This window comes from Nocardia sp. MH4 (assembly GCF_019266065.1).
Lineage (GTDB): Bacteria > Actinomycetota > Actinomycetes > Mycobacteriales > Mycobacteriaceae > Nocardia > Nocardia canadensis.
This window is the reverse complement of record NZ_LPNR01000080.1, coordinates 41,903-54,910: the sequence shown is the minus strand read 5'-3', so window position 1 is coordinate 54,910 and position 13,008 is coordinate 41,903. Positions and strand designations below refer to the sequence as shown.

The 13,008-nt window shown below is 71.3% G+C and carries 16 protein-coding genes; 3 read left to right on the top strand and 13 right to left on the bottom strand.

Going from position 1 to position 13,008, the window contains the following annotated elements; translation table 11 throughout:
* The coding region (locus ATM97_RS08710) for a hypothetical protein (protein WP_374104841.1) at positions 1–268 on the bottom strand (268 nt) is incomplete at its 3' end.
* A 59-nt stretch (positions 269–327) separates the two neighbouring features.
* Between ATM97_RS08710 and ATM97_RS08705 the strand changes: the two genes are divergently transcribed.
* Positions 328–1,581: a serine hydrolase gene (locus ATM97_RS08705; RefSeq protein WP_218717439.1), complete on the top strand. Its 1,254-nt coding sequence runs from the start codon at positions 328–330 to the stop codon at positions 1,579–1,581.
* 46 nt (positions 1,582–1,627) lie between these two features.
* On the opposite strand, the gene cynR is transcribed toward ATM97_RS08705, so the two are convergent.
* Genes cynR through ATM97_RS08690 form a run of 3 tightly spaced genes read right to left on the bottom strand, consistent with a single transcriptional unit; the run spans position 1,628 to position 3,472 of the window.
* Positions 1,628–2,512, bottom strand: coding sequence for a transcriptional regulator CynR (cynR, locus tag ATM97_RS08700; RefSeq protein WP_218717438.1), 885 nt, complete (start codon positions 2,510–2,512; stop codon positions 1,628–1,630).
* A gap of 52 nt (positions 2,513–2,564) precedes the next feature.
* Positions 2,565–3,149 carry an NAD-dependent epimerase/dehydratase family protein gene (locus ATM97_RS08695; RefSeq protein ID WP_218717437.1) on the bottom strand — a complete coding sequence of 195 codons (585 nt, stop codon included), beginning with the start codon at positions 3,147–3,149 and terminating at the stop codon, positions 2,565–2,567.
* Between the two features lie 41 nt (positions 3,150–3,190).
* Positions 3,191–3,472 carry a hypothetical protein gene (locus ATM97_RS08690; RefSeq protein WP_218717450.1) on the bottom strand — a complete coding sequence of 94 codons (282 nt, stop codon included), beginning with the start codon at positions 3,470–3,472 and terminating at the stop codon, positions 3,191–3,193.
* 278 nt (positions 3,473–3,750) lie between these two features.
* Here ATM97_RS08690 and ATM97_RS08685 point away from each other — a divergent pair, with 278 nt between their 5' ends.
* Positions 3,751–3,897, top strand: coding sequence for a hypothetical protein (locus ATM97_RS08685; RefSeq protein ID WP_218717436.1), 147 nt, complete (start codon positions 3,751–3,753; stop codon positions 3,895–3,897).
* A 68-nt stretch (positions 3,898–3,965) separates the two neighbouring features.
* Here the strand turns inward: ATM97_RS08685 and ATM97_RS08680 are convergent, their stop codons facing one another.
* Positions 3,966–4,610: a response regulator transcription factor gene (locus ATM97_RS08680; RefSeq protein WP_218717435.1), complete on the bottom strand. Its 645-nt coding sequence runs from the start codon at positions 4,608–4,610 to the stop codon at positions 3,966–3,968.
* The gene (locus tag ATM97_RS08675) at positions 4,607–5,755 is read right to left on the bottom strand and encodes a sensor histidine kinase (RefSeq protein ID WP_255587418.1); all 1,149 of its coding nucleotides are present in this window, start codon (positions 5,753–5,755) and stop codon (positions 4,607–4,609) included. The genes ATM97_RS08680 and ATM97_RS08675 overlap by 4 nt, the downstream gene beginning before the upstream one ends.
* Positions 5,756–5,863: 108 nt before the next feature.
* Between ATM97_RS08675 and ATM97_RS08670 the strand changes: the two genes are divergently transcribed.
* Positions 5,864–6,412: a hypothetical protein gene (locus tag ATM97_RS08670; RefSeq protein WP_218717434.1), complete on the top strand. Its 549-nt coding sequence runs from the start codon at positions 5,864–5,866 to the stop codon at positions 6,410–6,412.
* A 57-nt stretch (positions 6,413–6,469) separates the two neighbouring features.
* Here the strand turns inward: ATM97_RS08670 and ATM97_RS08665 are convergent, their stop codons facing one another.
* From ATM97_RS08665 to ATM97_RS08635, 7 genes are read right to left on the bottom strand one after another with little or no spacing between them, the layout of a single operon-like run.
* Positions 6,470–7,414, bottom strand: a complete 945-nt coding sequence (locus ATM97_RS08665) for an ABC transporter substrate-binding protein (RefSeq protein WP_218717433.1) — start codon at positions 7,412–7,414, stop codon at positions 6,470–6,472.
* On the bottom strand, positions 7,411–8,130 hold the full coding sequence (locus ATM97_RS08660) for a class II aldolase/adducin family protein (protein ID WP_218717432.1): 720 nt from the start codon (positions 8,128–8,130) through the stop codon (positions 7,411–7,413). Before ATM97_RS08660 ends, ATM97_RS08665 begins: the two co-directional genes overlap by 4 nt.
* A gap of 16 nt (positions 8,131–8,146) precedes the next feature.
* Entirely contained in the window at positions 8,147–9,316 is a 1,170-nt protein-coding gene (locus ATM97_RS08655) for an LLM class flavin-dependent oxidoreductase (RefSeq protein ID WP_218717431.1), read from the bottom strand.
* The gene (locus ATM97_RS08650; protein ID WP_218717430.1) at positions 9,313–10,413 is read right to left on the bottom strand and encodes an LLM class flavin-dependent oxidoreductase; all 1,101 of its coding nucleotides are present in this window, start codon (positions 10,411–10,413) and stop codon (positions 9,313–9,315) included. The genes ATM97_RS08655 and ATM97_RS08650 overlap by 4 nt, the downstream gene beginning before the upstream one ends.
* Positions 10,410–11,435, bottom strand: a complete 1,026-nt coding sequence (locus tag ATM97_RS08645) for an ABC transporter substrate-binding protein (protein ID WP_218717429.1) — start codon at positions 11,433–11,435, stop codon at positions 10,410–10,412. The genes ATM97_RS08650 and ATM97_RS08645 overlap by 4 nt, the downstream gene beginning before the upstream one ends.
* Complete coding sequence (locus ATM97_RS08640) at positions 11,432–12,196, bottom strand: ABC transporter ATP-binding protein (RefSeq protein ID WP_218717428.1); 765 nt, start codon at positions 12,194–12,196, stop codon at positions 11,432–11,434. Before ATM97_RS08640 ends, ATM97_RS08645 begins: the two co-directional genes overlap by 4 nt.
* Complete coding sequence (locus ATM97_RS08635; protein ID WP_218717427.1) at positions 12,193–13,008, bottom strand: ABC transporter permease; 816 nt, start codon at positions 13,006–13,008, stop codon at positions 12,193–12,195. The genes ATM97_RS08640 and ATM97_RS08635 overlap by 4 nt, the downstream gene beginning before the upstream one ends.

The window sequence follows — 13,008 nt, the reverse complement described above, 5'->3', positions numbered from 1 at the left end:
CCGGCACCGGATCGGGACCGGGCCGGAGCGCCGCTACGGCACGGTTTCCGGTCGGCACCGGGCGCCGGGCGGGTCGGCCCTCGGGATCGACCGGCGCCGGGTCGGTCCGGGCCAGGCAGGGCCGCCCCACCCCGACGACACCGGGCGACGTGCGCGCCTCGGCGACACGCGACGCCGCTGCGGCGTCGGGGCCGTTGGTGACCGGCCCGGCGTTCGGTCCACCCGCGGTTTCCATCGAGCCGATCTCACCGGCATCTGCCCAGTTCACAGGCCCGCGGTGCCCGCGTCACAGTGTCGGTGATCCGCGGCGTCGATAGGCTGGGTCGCATGAGCGCACTCCCTGCCACGTTGGTGCCGGTCGCCGAGGACCTGGACACGGTGACCACGATCGGCCACGAGGACGACCCCATCGAGGCCGGCACGTCCGCCGTGGCGGTCGCGCGGCTGTGGGATGCGGTGCGCGACTGGTACGCGCTGGGAACTTCGCCGGCGATCCAGGTGTGCCTGCGACGCAACGGCAGGATCGTGCTGAACCGGACGATCGGTCACGGGTGGGGCAACGCGCCGAGGGACGCTCCCGACGCCGAGAAGATCCTGGCGACACCGGACACCCCGTTCTGTGGCTTCTCCACCGCGAAGGGCGTCGCCGCGACGGTGATGTCCATGCTGGTCGAGCAGGGCGCGTTCGCGCTCGACGACCGGGTGTGCGACTACATTCCGGAGTTCGCCGCGCATCGCAAGGACAGGATCACTATCGGTGCTGTGCTGTCGCATTCGGCGGGGGTCCCGTTCATCACGCCGCCCTACCGGGGCAGCGAGGTCGTGCCCGACGAGGATCTTGCCGTCGCGGCGCTCGCCGATCTCGTGCCGAGCTGGCCGCCCGGCCGCTTCCGGGTCTACCACGCGCTGACCAGCGGCCTGATCCAGCGACTGCTGGTCCAGCGGGCGACCGGCAAGCGCATGCGCGAGCACCTCGCCGAGCAGGTCCTGATCCCGTTCGGCTTCCGCTGGAACAACTTCGGCGTCGACCCGGCCGATCTCGACAAGGTCGTGCCGAGCGTGAAGACCGGTCCGCCACCGTCGCGGCTGTCGCTGTTTCTCGCGCGCAAGGCGCTGGGCGGGCGGATGGACAAGGCGTCCAAGGCCGACAACGACGCGTTCCTCACCGCCGAACTGCCCTCCGGCAACCTGGTGACCACCGCGTTCGAACTGTCCCGCTTCTACGAAATCCTCACGCGGGGCGGCGAACTCGACGGCATCCGGATCATCGACCCCACTACGCTCGCCGACGCGATCCGGCCGGCCGACCGGATTCCCGGTGCGGCGGGCCGGGTCAGCCGCGCAGGCTTCGAGTTGGGCGGTCGCCGATCGAAATTCGGCCGCGACACCCGATTCCACTTCGGCCGTAGCGGTCTGACGACCCAGTACGGCTGGGCCGACCCCGAACGCGGCCTCGCGGGCGCGATCCTCACCAGTGGCAAGGCCGCCACCGACACGAACCGCCCCTGGCAGCTGGTCACGCAGATTTCCGACACCTTGCCGCGCCTGGATCGCGCACCGGAGTGGCTGCGTCTCAGGTGAGCTGTAGCTCCCGATACGCGGTTCTCACAGTTCGATGTGATGGCTTCTATGGCATGGCGGTGACGTCCTCGGCGATCGCGGCGAAGGCGCGGGCGGCCGCCGAGTGATAGACCGTGCGGCGGCGCAGCAACTCCACCGTCCGGCTCGGGAGCGCGGGCACGAGCGCGACCGGGCGCAGGTCGGGGTGGGCGCGAGCGATGGCATCGGGCAGGACGGTGCCGAGCGTGCCCCGCCGGGTGAACTCGACCAGCGCGCTGATCGAATTCGCCTCGATCGCGACACGCGGGGCCACGTCATGGTCGGCGAGGTAGCCGTCGATATGGACGCGGGTCGCGAAATCGCGGCTGAGCAGCGCCAAGGGCTGGACCGCCAGATCGGCGATCGGCAGCGGCCCCGCGTGCGTGGCGAGGGCGTGGTCCGCGCCGACCACCAGGCTCAGGTGCTCGGTGAACAGGGCTGTGGCGTCGATCCCCGCCGTGTGGGTGCCACTGAACGCGATGCCGAGATCGATGGCGTCGGCCAGCAGGTCCTCTTCCAGCCGATCCTGAGTGGTCTCGGTAACCGACACGGTGACCATCGGATGCGCGCGGTGGAACCGATCCATCAGCGGACCGATGAGATAGGCGGTGAGCGTGGGCGTCATCGCCACCCGCAGGTGCCCCCTGGTCAGGTCCTGCACGTCGTGAACGGCGCGCTCCCCGGCTTCGAGGTCGCGCAACGCGTTACGCGCGTGTTCGGCGTACACCAGGCCGGCGTCGGTGAGGGTTACCGTCCGGCCGGAACGGTCGAGCAGCTGCACATCGAGCAGCCGCTCGAGCTGCTTGATCTGCTGGGACAGCGTCGGCTGGGAGATGTGCAGCGATTCGGCGGCCCGGGTGAAGTTCCCGTGGTCGGCGACGGCGAGCAGGTACCGGATATGACGCAGCTCCATGGCCATCATGATAGATAGCTTCTATCGAACCGCCGCAGGTCTGCGCGTTCGTCTATTGCGGCTCGGCGACGACCACCGTCCCGGTGGGCGCGTCGAGCAGTGCGACCGTGCGCGCGGCGGCCGCGTCGACGTGGACGCGCGGATGCTGCGGCGGGGTCGACTCGTAATACGTTCCGGGACCGTAGAACTGGCCGTAACGCAGCACGACACCACCCGCGCCGAGCACTGCGGCCTCGTGCGCGGCGATCACCGCGCCGCGGCCCGCGGGCGGCTGCCAGGCGATGCTCTGGGCGAGAAAGCGCTCCGCGCCGGCGGAGGCGGCCGCGGCCAGCAGATTCGCGGTGCCTTCGGTGCGGATGCGCGCGTTCGCCTCGCCGGAGCTCGCCAGCTCGGCGACATCGTCGGGGAGGTCGGTGAGCTGGTGCATGACCAGATCGGGCGCGAAGGCGGTGACCGCCGCGGCCAGGCCGGGCGCGTCGTAGACGTCGTGCACGATCGGTTGGGCTCCGACGGTGCGGATCGCCGCCGCCTTGCCAGGGGAGCGCGTCAGGCCGGCTACCTCATGGCCCGCGCCGATCAGCAACGGCAGCAATCGCGTTCCGATGACGCCCGTGGCGCCGGCGAGGAAGATACGCACGCCCCGACCCTAGCCGGGGCCGCGCGCCACGGGGCCGGTGGTCAGGCCCCGATCACGGCGTTCATGATCGTGCCCGCACTGGTCGCCACCGCGCCGCCCGCCATGGCGCTGGCGATCATCTTCGGCGACTGCAGACCGCCGCCGCTCCACTTCTCCCAGGCGAACCGGCCGCCACCGTAGGTGATGGCGGTGACGCCGGACAGCAGGATCATCCAGGTGAAGTACCGGCCCAACTGCAAGATCTTCTCCGCCATCGGCGGGGCTTCCGGCGTGGGATTGCCGACCTGCGCGAGAACAGCGCCGTCCAACACAGCCAGGATCATGCTCACGATCGTGCTCCTTCGTCGGATGTTCGTGGTGAAGCCGATGTCGAGAACTCGTGACGCGGTAGAACCCCAGATCCATTGAACATTCAACCTCAGGCCGCTTCGATGGGGTAGCCGACACTCCGCGACGATCATGACCGGCGTCACACTCGTCGGGCCGTGTCACCGTCGCGCCGTGCCCCTACTATCGACAGCGCGGGGCTTGTCCGGAATCGGCGCGACGAGGCGCTGACCACCACCTTCATCGCATATCTACCGTACCGCGAGGAGGGCACATGGCTTTCCTGATTTCCTTGATCGTCGCGTTTCTTCTGGTGACCGCAGCAGTGGTCGTGGCTTCCTACGCCACCGTCTCCCTGACCTATTGGTTTGAATCTCGACGGATCCGTCACGATCGGACGGACCCACACCCCGCACACTGATCACCGCCCCGCCGACCCCGATGCCCCCGCGACCGACACCGGTCCGCGGGGGCATCGCCGTAGCGCGGTCAGGACGGTTCCAGCCCCGCCTGGGTGGCGATCACCGCGGCTTGGACGCGCGATTGCACACCGAGTTTGGTCAGCACCCGCGAGACGTGGGTCTTCACGGTGGCTTCGCCGATGTGCAGGCGGCCGCCGATCTGCTGGTTCGACAGCCCGGCCCCCAGACCGGCGAGCACCTGTCGTTCGCGGTCGGTGAGGGCGGACAGGTCCGGCGGCGGCGCCTGTGTCGTCGCCGGGGGCAGCGCGGCGATCACCGCGCGGGTCACCTTCGGGTCGAGCACCGCGTCACCGTCGGCGACGGCGAGGACGGCACGCACCAGCTCGTCGCCACCGACGGATTTGAGCAGGAAGCCACTGGCCCCCGCCGCGAGCGCGCCCAGGACGTAGTCATCGATGGCGAAGGTGGTGAGCACCAGGACCTTCGCGGCCGTCTCGGCGACGACCGCCGCGGTGGCCTCCAGTCCGTCGACGCGCGGCATGCGCACGTCCATCAGCACCACGTCCGGACGCAGCGCGCGGGTCTGGCGGAGCGCGGCGACACCGTCGCCGGCCTCGCCGACGACCCGGATCTGCCCGGACGACTCGAGCAGCATGGTGATCCCGGCCCGGATCGTGGCGTGATCGTCGGCCACCACCACCGTGACCGTCATCGCTCCCCCAGCGGCAGCCGCGCGCGCACGCGCCAGGTGCCGTCCTCGGCGCCCGCGGTGAGAGTGCCGTCGATCGATTCGGCGCGGAAGATCATGTTGCGCAATCCGTTTCCTTCCCCCTCGGGCCGACCCGGCGGGATCGGATTCGCGGCCGTCACGACCACCCGGCCCGCGTCGCGGCGCACGTCGATGGCCAGTGGCGCGCCCGGCGCGTGCTTGGTCGCGTTCGCGATCGTCTCGCTCAGGATGCGGGTGAGCACCGCTTCCACCGCGGTGGACAGCGGCAGGTCGGGTTGGCGTCGCAGGGTCACTGTCCCGCCCGCCGCCTCGGCGGCGTCGATCAGCCCGTCCAGGGAGGAGAGCCGCGCCGTGACGGCGGTGTCGCCGGGGGAGGTCAGCAGGTCGATCGTCGCGCGCATCTCGTCGAGCGCGGCCAGGCTGCCCGCGCGGATCGATTGCAGGACGGCGGTATCACCGGGCTTCTTCTGCGCCACCTCGGCCAGGATCGCGACCGCCGACAGGTGACCGGCGACGGTGTCGTGCAGGTCCCGGGCGACCCGTCTGCGTTCGTCACCGAGCGCGGCCGATCGCTCGGCGTCGCGTGCCGCGAGTTCGGCTCTGGCCGCGGCGCGTTCGACCCCGACCATGCGGCGCGAGGCCCGCACCGACCGGGCGTAGCCCACCGGTGACCAGGTGATCGCGACACCGATCAGGACGGTGTAGATGGCCGCCCTGAGCCCCAGTACGGTCAGCGCCAGCAGAGCTCCGCCCGCGGTCACCGCGAGCGCGAACCCGGCGACCACCGCGCCGAGCCGATCCGACCCGGTGCTGACGGCCAGGTAGATCACGTCCGACAGCGCGATCCACAGCGGCAACGACGGTCCGAGTACGAAGTCACCGGCCAGCAGCACGACCATCAGCCCGAAGGCCAGGCCCGGCCTGCGTTGCGCGGTCAGCTGGATCGCGAAGGCCGCGCACAACAGCGCCAGCTTCGCGGCGGCCGGATACAGATCGCGATCCATCACCACCGGCCAGCCGCCGGCGACCCACAACAGCACCCCGACCAGGAACACCCCGACGGCGGCCGCGGTCGCGGTGTCGAACACCGCCACGAGCCGGGACAGGGACGGGCGGGCAGCGGGCATGCCTCATTTCAGCACACCGCGACCGCGCCTCGGGTCCCCCGAAAGGTGGACCACACCCGCGCCGTCAGCGGGACGACGACGCACCGGTGGGCCCGGCACAGTAGGGAAATGGACGCATTGAACAACCCCGTACTGCTGACGATCGCCGCGTGCGAGGTCGGTTTCTGGGTGCTGGTGGTGGGTGGTCTGCTGCTGCGCTATGTGGTGCGGCTGCGCCGCGCGGGCCTGATCACGCTGGCGCTGGTTCCGGTGCTGGACGTGGTCCTGGTGGTCGCGGTGGCCATCGATCTGCACCGCGGCGGCGAGGTGGGTTTCGCCCACCGGCTGGCCGGCATCTATCTCGGCTGCACGGTGATGTTCGGGCATCGGCTGATCGAGTGGCTCGACGCGCGCTTCGCCTACCGCTTCGCCGGTGGACCGCCGCCGGTGAAGGTGCCGAAGTACGGTCCCGAACGCACCCGCAAGGAGTGGGCCGACTTCGCGCGCTGGCTCGGTGCGGCGGCCATCGCCGGCGCGCTCACACTGGCGCTGAGCTACACGGTGGCCGACGCCCAGCAGCGCGAGCAACTCATGGGCGTGTTCGGTTCGCTCGGGGTGATCACCGTGATCTGGCTGCTCACCGGACCGGTGTGGGTCACCGGCGCACAGCGCGACTGACCCACACCGACCGATGCCCCGGGACCGATTCGGTTCCGGGGCATCGTCGGCTCGGGCTCAGACCGCGGCGGGCGCCTTCTCGGCCAGGATCTCCCCGATCCACGGCAGGACCGCCGAGCGCACGTCGACCGCGCGCGGGAGCAGACCGTTGGCGGCGAGCAGGTCGGCGGCGCGCTGCTGTTCGTCGAGGAAGTCCTCGCTCACCGGGTGCACGCCGAACGGGCGGCCGCGCAGCGCGGCTTCCCAGGCGTCCAGGTCGGCGGGCAGGTCGCGAGACCGCGCGTCGTCGACGAAGTACTGGGCGGCCGCGCGCGGGTCGGCGACGATCCAGGCGTCGGACTCCTGCAGCGCGGCCAGCACCGCCTCGACCGCGGCCCGGTTGTGCTCGGCGAGATCGCGGCGGGTGAACCACAGCGACGGGTGACTGAACACCGACGCGGTGTCGACCAGCGTGGTCAACTCCGTGGCGGCCTCGACCTCCCGCAGGCCGGGATAGGTGCCGACCCACGCGTCGAGTTCCCCGGACAGCAGCGCGGCGCCGCCACCGCGCACGTCGACGTCGACGGGCTCGACATCGGCCCAGCTGAGCCCGACCCGGTCGAGGGCGAACAGCAGCAGTGTGGTCTGCCACGAACCGTGCGCGATGCCGACCCGCTTGCCCTTCAGGTCGGCGGCGGAGGTGATGCCGCTCGCGGCGGTCGCCACCAGCCTGCCGTTCTCCACCCGCGGGCCGGAGATGCCGAGGTAGACGATGTCGCGCTGATTGGCCAGCGCGGTCAACGGCGGGGTGAAGCCGGTGCCGATGATGTCGTAGCCGCCCTCGGTGAACAGCCAGTCCGAGTGCTCGCCGGGCAGTCCGGTCGTGGGGTCTACGCGCTCGGCCTGCGGCAGGGCGCGCAGGTCGACCCACTCGACGTCGGGGATCGCGCGCTCCAGGATGCCCCGGTGGCGCAGGACGAACAGCGAGTTGTTGTGCGGGAAGTACCCGACGCGCAGGCTCATCGGGCGTCTCCGATCAGGCCGAGCCGACGGGCCTCCTCGGCCAGGCCGCTCCGGTGCCACTGCACCGCGAGATTGGAGGGATCGAATTCGACCGAGCCGCCGAGGGTTTCGGCGATGGCCTGATACTGCGCGCCCTCCTCGAGCAGGACGACGAACTCGGCCAGTTCCAGCAGTCCGGCCCGGCCGAGCACATTGGCACCACCGTTGGCCTCGAAGATCGCGACCAGGTGCGGGTCGGTCTCGAGCTTGTTCAGGATGAACTCGCCCGCCCCGATGGTGCGGTCGATGTGCGGCGGGATCTCCCGCGACAGGGTCAGCCGCTGGGAGGCGGCGTAGCGGATCGGCAGGGTGCGATGGGTCTGCGCCCAGCCACCGAGCCACGGGGTGTGGATGTGCACGACGGAGGTGATCTCCGGATGCGCGCGGAACACCTCGGCGTAGCCGGTCACGAAACCGGCGGATCCCTTGCCGGACAGCACGTGCCCGTCGAAGGTGGCGACGACGGGTTCGACGGTGCGCTCGGCCGCCCACGGGCCGGGCTCGTTGAGCGCGACGGCGATCTCCTCGCCCGGCACCCGCTCGACGAAGTTGACAGTGCCGTTGCCGGTGACGGTGCCGGTCTCGCGGAACACCCGGAACGCGGTCTCGGCGTCGCGGGTCGCCGCCGCGACGAAGGCCGCGACGGCCTCCGGCAGACGGGTTTCGGTGGTGGTCATCGAAGGACTCCTATGATTATCGGACCGTCGCGAGGACGGTGTCGGTGGACGGGGTGGTGAGCCGGGATCGGCCGAGCAGGGGCAGCACTTCCTCGCCCACCCGGTAGGCCTCCTCCAGGTGTGGGTTGCCCGCGAGGATGAAGGCGTCGACGTCGAGGTCGATGAGTTCGTCGAGCCGCTGCGCGACCTGCTCGTAGCTGCCGACGAGGCCGAAGGCGGGTCCGCCGCGGATCAGGCTGAAGCCGCACCAGACATTGGGCTGGACTTCCAGATCGCGGTAGCCGGTGATGGTCTCGGGCACCCAGCCGGCGATCCTGGCCGCGCCGACCGAGTCGCCCTGGGCGGCGCGGTTGGCGGCGTCGCGGTCGACGAAGGCCCAGCCCTTCTCGATCTCGGCCCAGGCCGCTTCCTCGGTGTGCCGGGCAACGACGTCGATGCGGACCGCGAACTTCGGTGTACGGCCGAGTGTTTCGGCGTTGCGCCGGACACCGTCGAACTTGGCGCGCAGGTCCGCGAACGGCTCGAGCCAGGACAGGTAGTAGTCGGCGTGGCGGCCCGCGGCGGCCACCGCGGCGCCGGAGGACCCCGAGAAGTACACCTCGGGGAAGGGCTGCCCGGCCAGACCGGGCGGCAGCGCGGCCCCGGCGGTGCGGAAGAAGCGACCGTCGTGGTCGAACGGTTCGCCGTCCCACACACCGCGCAGGACGTCGAGGAATTCGCTGGTGCGGGCGTAGCGGTCGTCGTGGGACACCTTGTCGCCCCACCACAATTGCGCCGGTCCCCCGCCGCCGCTGATGATGTTGTAGACCAGCCTGCCGCCGGTGGCGCGTTGCAGGCTCGCCGACATCCTGGCCGCCTGCACCGGGTGCAGGAACCCGGGCTGGAAGGCGACCATGAAGCGGTAGGTGGTGGTCTCGGCGGCCAGCGCGGACGCCACGGCCCACGGATCGTCGGTCACCGGGAACGACGGGAGCAGACCGCCGAGGAAGCCCGCCGATTCGGAGGCCTTGGCGACGGCGGCGACGTGGTCGAGATAGCTGTACTCGTCCAGGGCGCCGCCGCGGATGGCGGGGGCGAGATTGCCGGGACCGTAGCCGCCGGCGTTGCCGCGGTTGTAGCGGCGCGGGGTACGCAGGGAGGCGTGGTCGCCTTCCATGCCGATGCGCCAGTAGACGTCGATGGTCATGCGGTGAGCTCCTGCGCGGTGCTGAGGGTGCGGCCTGCCGGGTCGGCGAGGAACAGCAGGTGTTCGCCCGCGCGGTGGATCTCCTCGATCTGCGGATGACCGGACAGCACGAAGCTCTGCACGCCGGCGAGCTCGTAGACCGACAGCTGACGGGCCACCTGTTCGTAGCTGCCGACCAGGCCGATGCGCTGTCCGTAGCCGAGCGCGTCGAAGCCGGCCCAGCGGCCGTCGCCGAGAGCGTGCGCGGCCGCGGAATCGGTGCGGCCCAGCTCCTCCCACTGACGGTGCACGCGCGCCCAGGCCTCGTCCTCGGTCTCCCTGGCGATGATCGGCAGGTCGAGCGCCACCCGGACCCGGCGGCCCACGGCGGCGGCCCGCTCCCCCAGTTCCGCGGCGGCGCGGGAGATCCCGTCGAGCTCCTCGCCGAAGACGTGGACGTCGCCGTGCGCGGCCGACAGCTCCAGCGCGGCCGCCGAGGTGCCGCTCAGATGGACCGTCGGGAACGGCAGGCCGGACAGGATGCCACGGAACCCGCCGTCGATCACGTCGTAGTACTGCCCCGCGTATTCGAACCCGGTGCCCGCGAATCCGGCCGCGCCGACCTCGGTTTCGTTCCACACCCCGCGGGCGACGGTGAGGAACTCCGCGGCGCGCCGGTAGCGCTGGTCCCCGCCGACCTGGTCGCCGCGCGAGCGGGCCTCGGCGTCGTCGGTCTCGACCGCGAGCCGCCAGTTCAGCCTGCCCCGCGAATGCCGCTGCAGCGTGGCCGAGATCTTGGCCGCGTACACCGGTGTGCCGAAGGCGGGCTGGAATTCGACGGTGACCCGCGCGTAGCGGGTCGAGCGCAGCGCGGCGCCGGCGACGATCCAGGATTCCTCGCCGAGTGGATCATAGGGCGCGAGTACGCCGTCGAAGCCGTTGAGTTCCGCGGCGTCGACGATCTGGGCGAGATCGTCGAACGGGCCGAACCGGCCGGGACGCACATCGGTGGCCTCGGTGCGCGGCGCCTGCGGCCCGAATCCGCCACGACCGCGCAGCGCGGGGACGGCGCGGCGACCGTCGCCCCGACTGGGCAGGGTCCACACGAACTCGGTCATGCGGGCACCCGCTCGGCGGCGACGAGCTCCTGCGCCCGGGCCAGCGGCTCGGCGGCGACCCAGGATTCGAGGTCGAAGTCCGCGGCCAGGAAGCCGTGGGTGTAGAGGAACTGCTTCTGCACGCCGAGCAGTTCGATGCGTTCCTCGCTCAGCGACGGGTGCAGCCCACGATGGAACTCGTCGCCGTAGGCGGCGACGACACCCTCGGGGCCGGACAGCGTTTCGCGTTGCAGCACCGCGCGAACCCCGTCGAGGTCCCCGGCGGCCCAGTCGGCGGCGCGCAGGCTCTGCGCGAGGAAGCCGACGACGACCTCGGGCCGGGATTCGAGCAGGTCCGCGTGCACCGTGATCGGTCGCGGGGTCCCGTTGTTGACGCGCAGGTGCTTGGTGGCCGAGGCGTCCAGGTCGACTGCGACGCGCAGCCCGTGCTCCCGCGCGACCTCCTGCGCGCGGGCGCCCTTGACGTAGACGGCGTCGACCGTGCCCGCCAGCAGTTCCTCGACACCCCAGGTGCTGGACCGGCGGGCCGACTGGATCGCGGTGCGTACCTGCGGATCCCGGTCGACGTCGAGTTCGGTGACGCGCACGTCGGCAAAGGTCAGCCCGGCCGGGCGCAGCGCGTTGGCGAAACCGTGCAGCGCCATCGCCCGCGGGAAGCTGCGGGCCTGGTCCTGCGCCCAGGCGGGCACGCCGACCCGCAGTCCGGCCAGGCCCGCCGCGTCGGTGACCGGCGAGTCGGGGCCGACGAGGATCGCCTGGGATTCGTCGATCCAGGTCAGGCCGATCAGCCGGGTGGGCGAGCCCTGCGCCCGGGCCGCCAGCGCGGGCACGTTGCCGCCCTCGCGGATCAGTCCGGACAGATCGTGCAGGAAGTGGTGGCCGGCGAGTTCGGGGCCCGCGTCCTGCAGGACACCGAAGTCGAGGCCTGCGCTCGCGGCGGTCTCGCCGAGCCAGCCGAGGCTGTGCGCGAGACCGCTCGCGGTCGGCACGGGGCAGCGGGTGTACCACAGGGTTTCGGTCATGACAGGCTCCTGATGTGTGGTCCGACGCCGAGTTGGGCGAGGAATTGCGTTCGGTAACCGAGGGTTTCGGGTGCCGCGTGGTCACGCGGCCGGGGCAGGTCGATGGCCTCGTCGACGGCGAAGCGACCGTGGTCGAGGATGATCACCCGGTCGGCGAGCCGGATCGCCTCGTCGACGTCGTGGGTGACCATGAGGACGGCGGGGCGGTGCCGGGCGACGAGATCGCCGACCAGGTCCTGCATCTGGAGCCGGGTCAGCGCGTCCAGCGCGGCGAACGGCTCGTCGAGCAGCAGCAGTTCCGGTTCCCGGACCAGGGCCCTGGCCAGGGCGGCGCGCTGGGCCTCGCCGCCGGACAGGGTGGCGGGCCACTGGCCCGCCTTGCCGTCGAGGTGCACTTCGCTCAGGGCCCGCAGACCCGCTTCGCGCTGCGCTTTGGTGCGGCGCAGACCGACGAGCACATTGGCCAGCACCCGCTTGGACGGGATCAACCGGGGCTCCTGATAGACCGTGGTGCGGCGCGGCGGCACCAGCACCTCCCCGGCATCGGGCACCTCCAGGCCGGTGAGCAGGCGCAGCAGCGTGGTCTTGCCGGTGCCGCTCGGACCGAGCAGCACGACGAACTCGCCGCGCCGGATGGTCAGGTCGACGCCGTCGAGCACCGTCTTGTCGCCGAAGGCCTTGCGCAGCCCGGTGATCGAGACCGCCACCGGCGCCTGCTGATCGACCGCAGGCTCGACGGGCGCGGCCGCTGTCGTGGTCATCGGATCGCCACCTGCTTGCGCCAGGGCATCGCGTAGCGTTCCGCGAGCCGTACGAGTGCGTCGAACACCAGACCGAGCAGCGCGTAGAGCACGACGCACAGCACCATGTAGTCGGTGCGGTTGTATTCCTGGGCCAGCGTCACCAGATAGCCGACGCCCTCCTGCGTGCCGACCTGCTCGGCGGCGATGAGGCCGGTGATGCTGATCGACAGGCAGATCCGCAGCGCCATCAGGATGCCGGGCAGCGCGGCGGGCACGATCACCTCGGCGACCAGCCGGGTGCCGGTGAGTCCGAAACTGCGCGCGGCCTCGACCATCTTGCGGTCGACATTGCGCACGCCCAGATAGGTGTAGGCATACATCGGCGCGGTGGTCGCCACCGCGATGAGCAGCACCTTGTAGAGCTCGTCGATACCGAACCACGAGATGAACAGCGGGACCAGCGCGAGGAAGGGCACCGCACGCACGATCTGCATCGTCGAGTCGACCAGTTCCTCGCCGAGGCTCGACAGCCCCGACAGCAGCCCGAGCACCAGGCCCACCGAGACGCCGATCGCGACGCCGGCGGCGGCCCGGCCGAAGGAGGCCAGCGCGAAGTCGATCAGCCGGCCGCCGTCGAGCAGTTCCAGCAAGGCCGCCCAGACCGCGCCGGGGCTCGCGATCACCCGGGGCGAGATCGCCCCGCTCGCCGAGCCGACCCACCAGGCCGCCACGATGGCCGCGGGCAGCGCGGCACGCAGGCCGAGGGACAGCCACCGAGGACGCTGCCCGGTGACCCGGGCCCGCGGCGGCGCCAGTTCGAGGGTGGTCAT

Coding starts and splice junctions, on each gene's coding strand:
- ATM97_RS08645 (WP_218717429.1), bottom strand. CDS start 11,435: ATGACCGAAACCCTGTGGTACACCCGCTGCCCCGTGCCGACCGCGAGC.
- ATM97_RS08665 (WP_218717433.1), bottom strand. CDS start 7,414: ATGAGCCTGCGCGTCGGGTACTTCCCGCACAACAACTCGCTGTTCGTC.
- ATM97_RS08675 (WP_255587418.1), bottom strand. CDS start 5,755: ATGCCCGCTGCCCGCCCGTCCCTGTCCCGGCTCGTGGCGGTGTTCGAC.
- ATM97_RS08635 (WP_218717427.1), bottom strand. CDS start 13,008: ATGACCACCCTCGAACTGGCGCCGCCGCGGGCCCGGGTCACCGGGCAG.
- ATM97_RS08650 (WP_218717430.1), bottom strand. CDS start 10,413: ATGACCGAGTTCGTGTGGACCCTGCCCAGTCGGGGCGACGGTCGCCGC.
- ATM97_RS08655 (WP_218717431.1), bottom strand. CDS start 9,316: ATGACCATCGACGTCTACTGGCGCATCGGCATGGAAGGCGACCACGCC.
- cynR (WP_218717438.1), bottom strand. CDS start 2,512: ATGGAGCTGCGTCATATCCGGTACCTGCTCGCCGTCGCCGACCACGGG.
- ATM97_RS08660 (WP_218717432.1), bottom strand. CDS start 8,130: ATGACCACCACCGAAACCCGTCTGCCGGAGGCCGTCGCGGCCTTCGTC.
- ATM97_RS08680 (WP_218717435.1), bottom strand. CDS start 4,610: ATGACGGTCACGGTGGTGGTGGCCGACGATCACGCCACGATCCGGGCC.
- ATM97_RS08670 (WP_218717434.1), top strand. CDS start 5,864: ATGGACGCATTGAACAACCCCGTACTGCTGACGATCGCCGCGTGCGAG.
- ATM97_RS08685 (WP_218717436.1), top strand. CDS start 3,751: ATGGCTTTCCTGATTTCCTTGATCGTCGCGTTTCTTCTGGTGACCGCA.
- ATM97_RS08690 (WP_218717450.1), bottom strand. CDS start 3,472: ATGATCCTGGCTGTGTTGGACGGCGCTGTTCTCGCGCAGGTCGGCAAT.
- ATM97_RS08705 (WP_218717439.1), top strand. CDS start 328: ATGAGCGCACTCCCTGCCACGTTGGTGCCGGTCGCCGAGGACCTGGAC.
- ATM97_RS08640 (WP_218717428.1), bottom strand. CDS start 12,196: ATGACCACGACAGCGGCCGCGCCCGTCGAGCCTGCGGTCGATCAGCAG.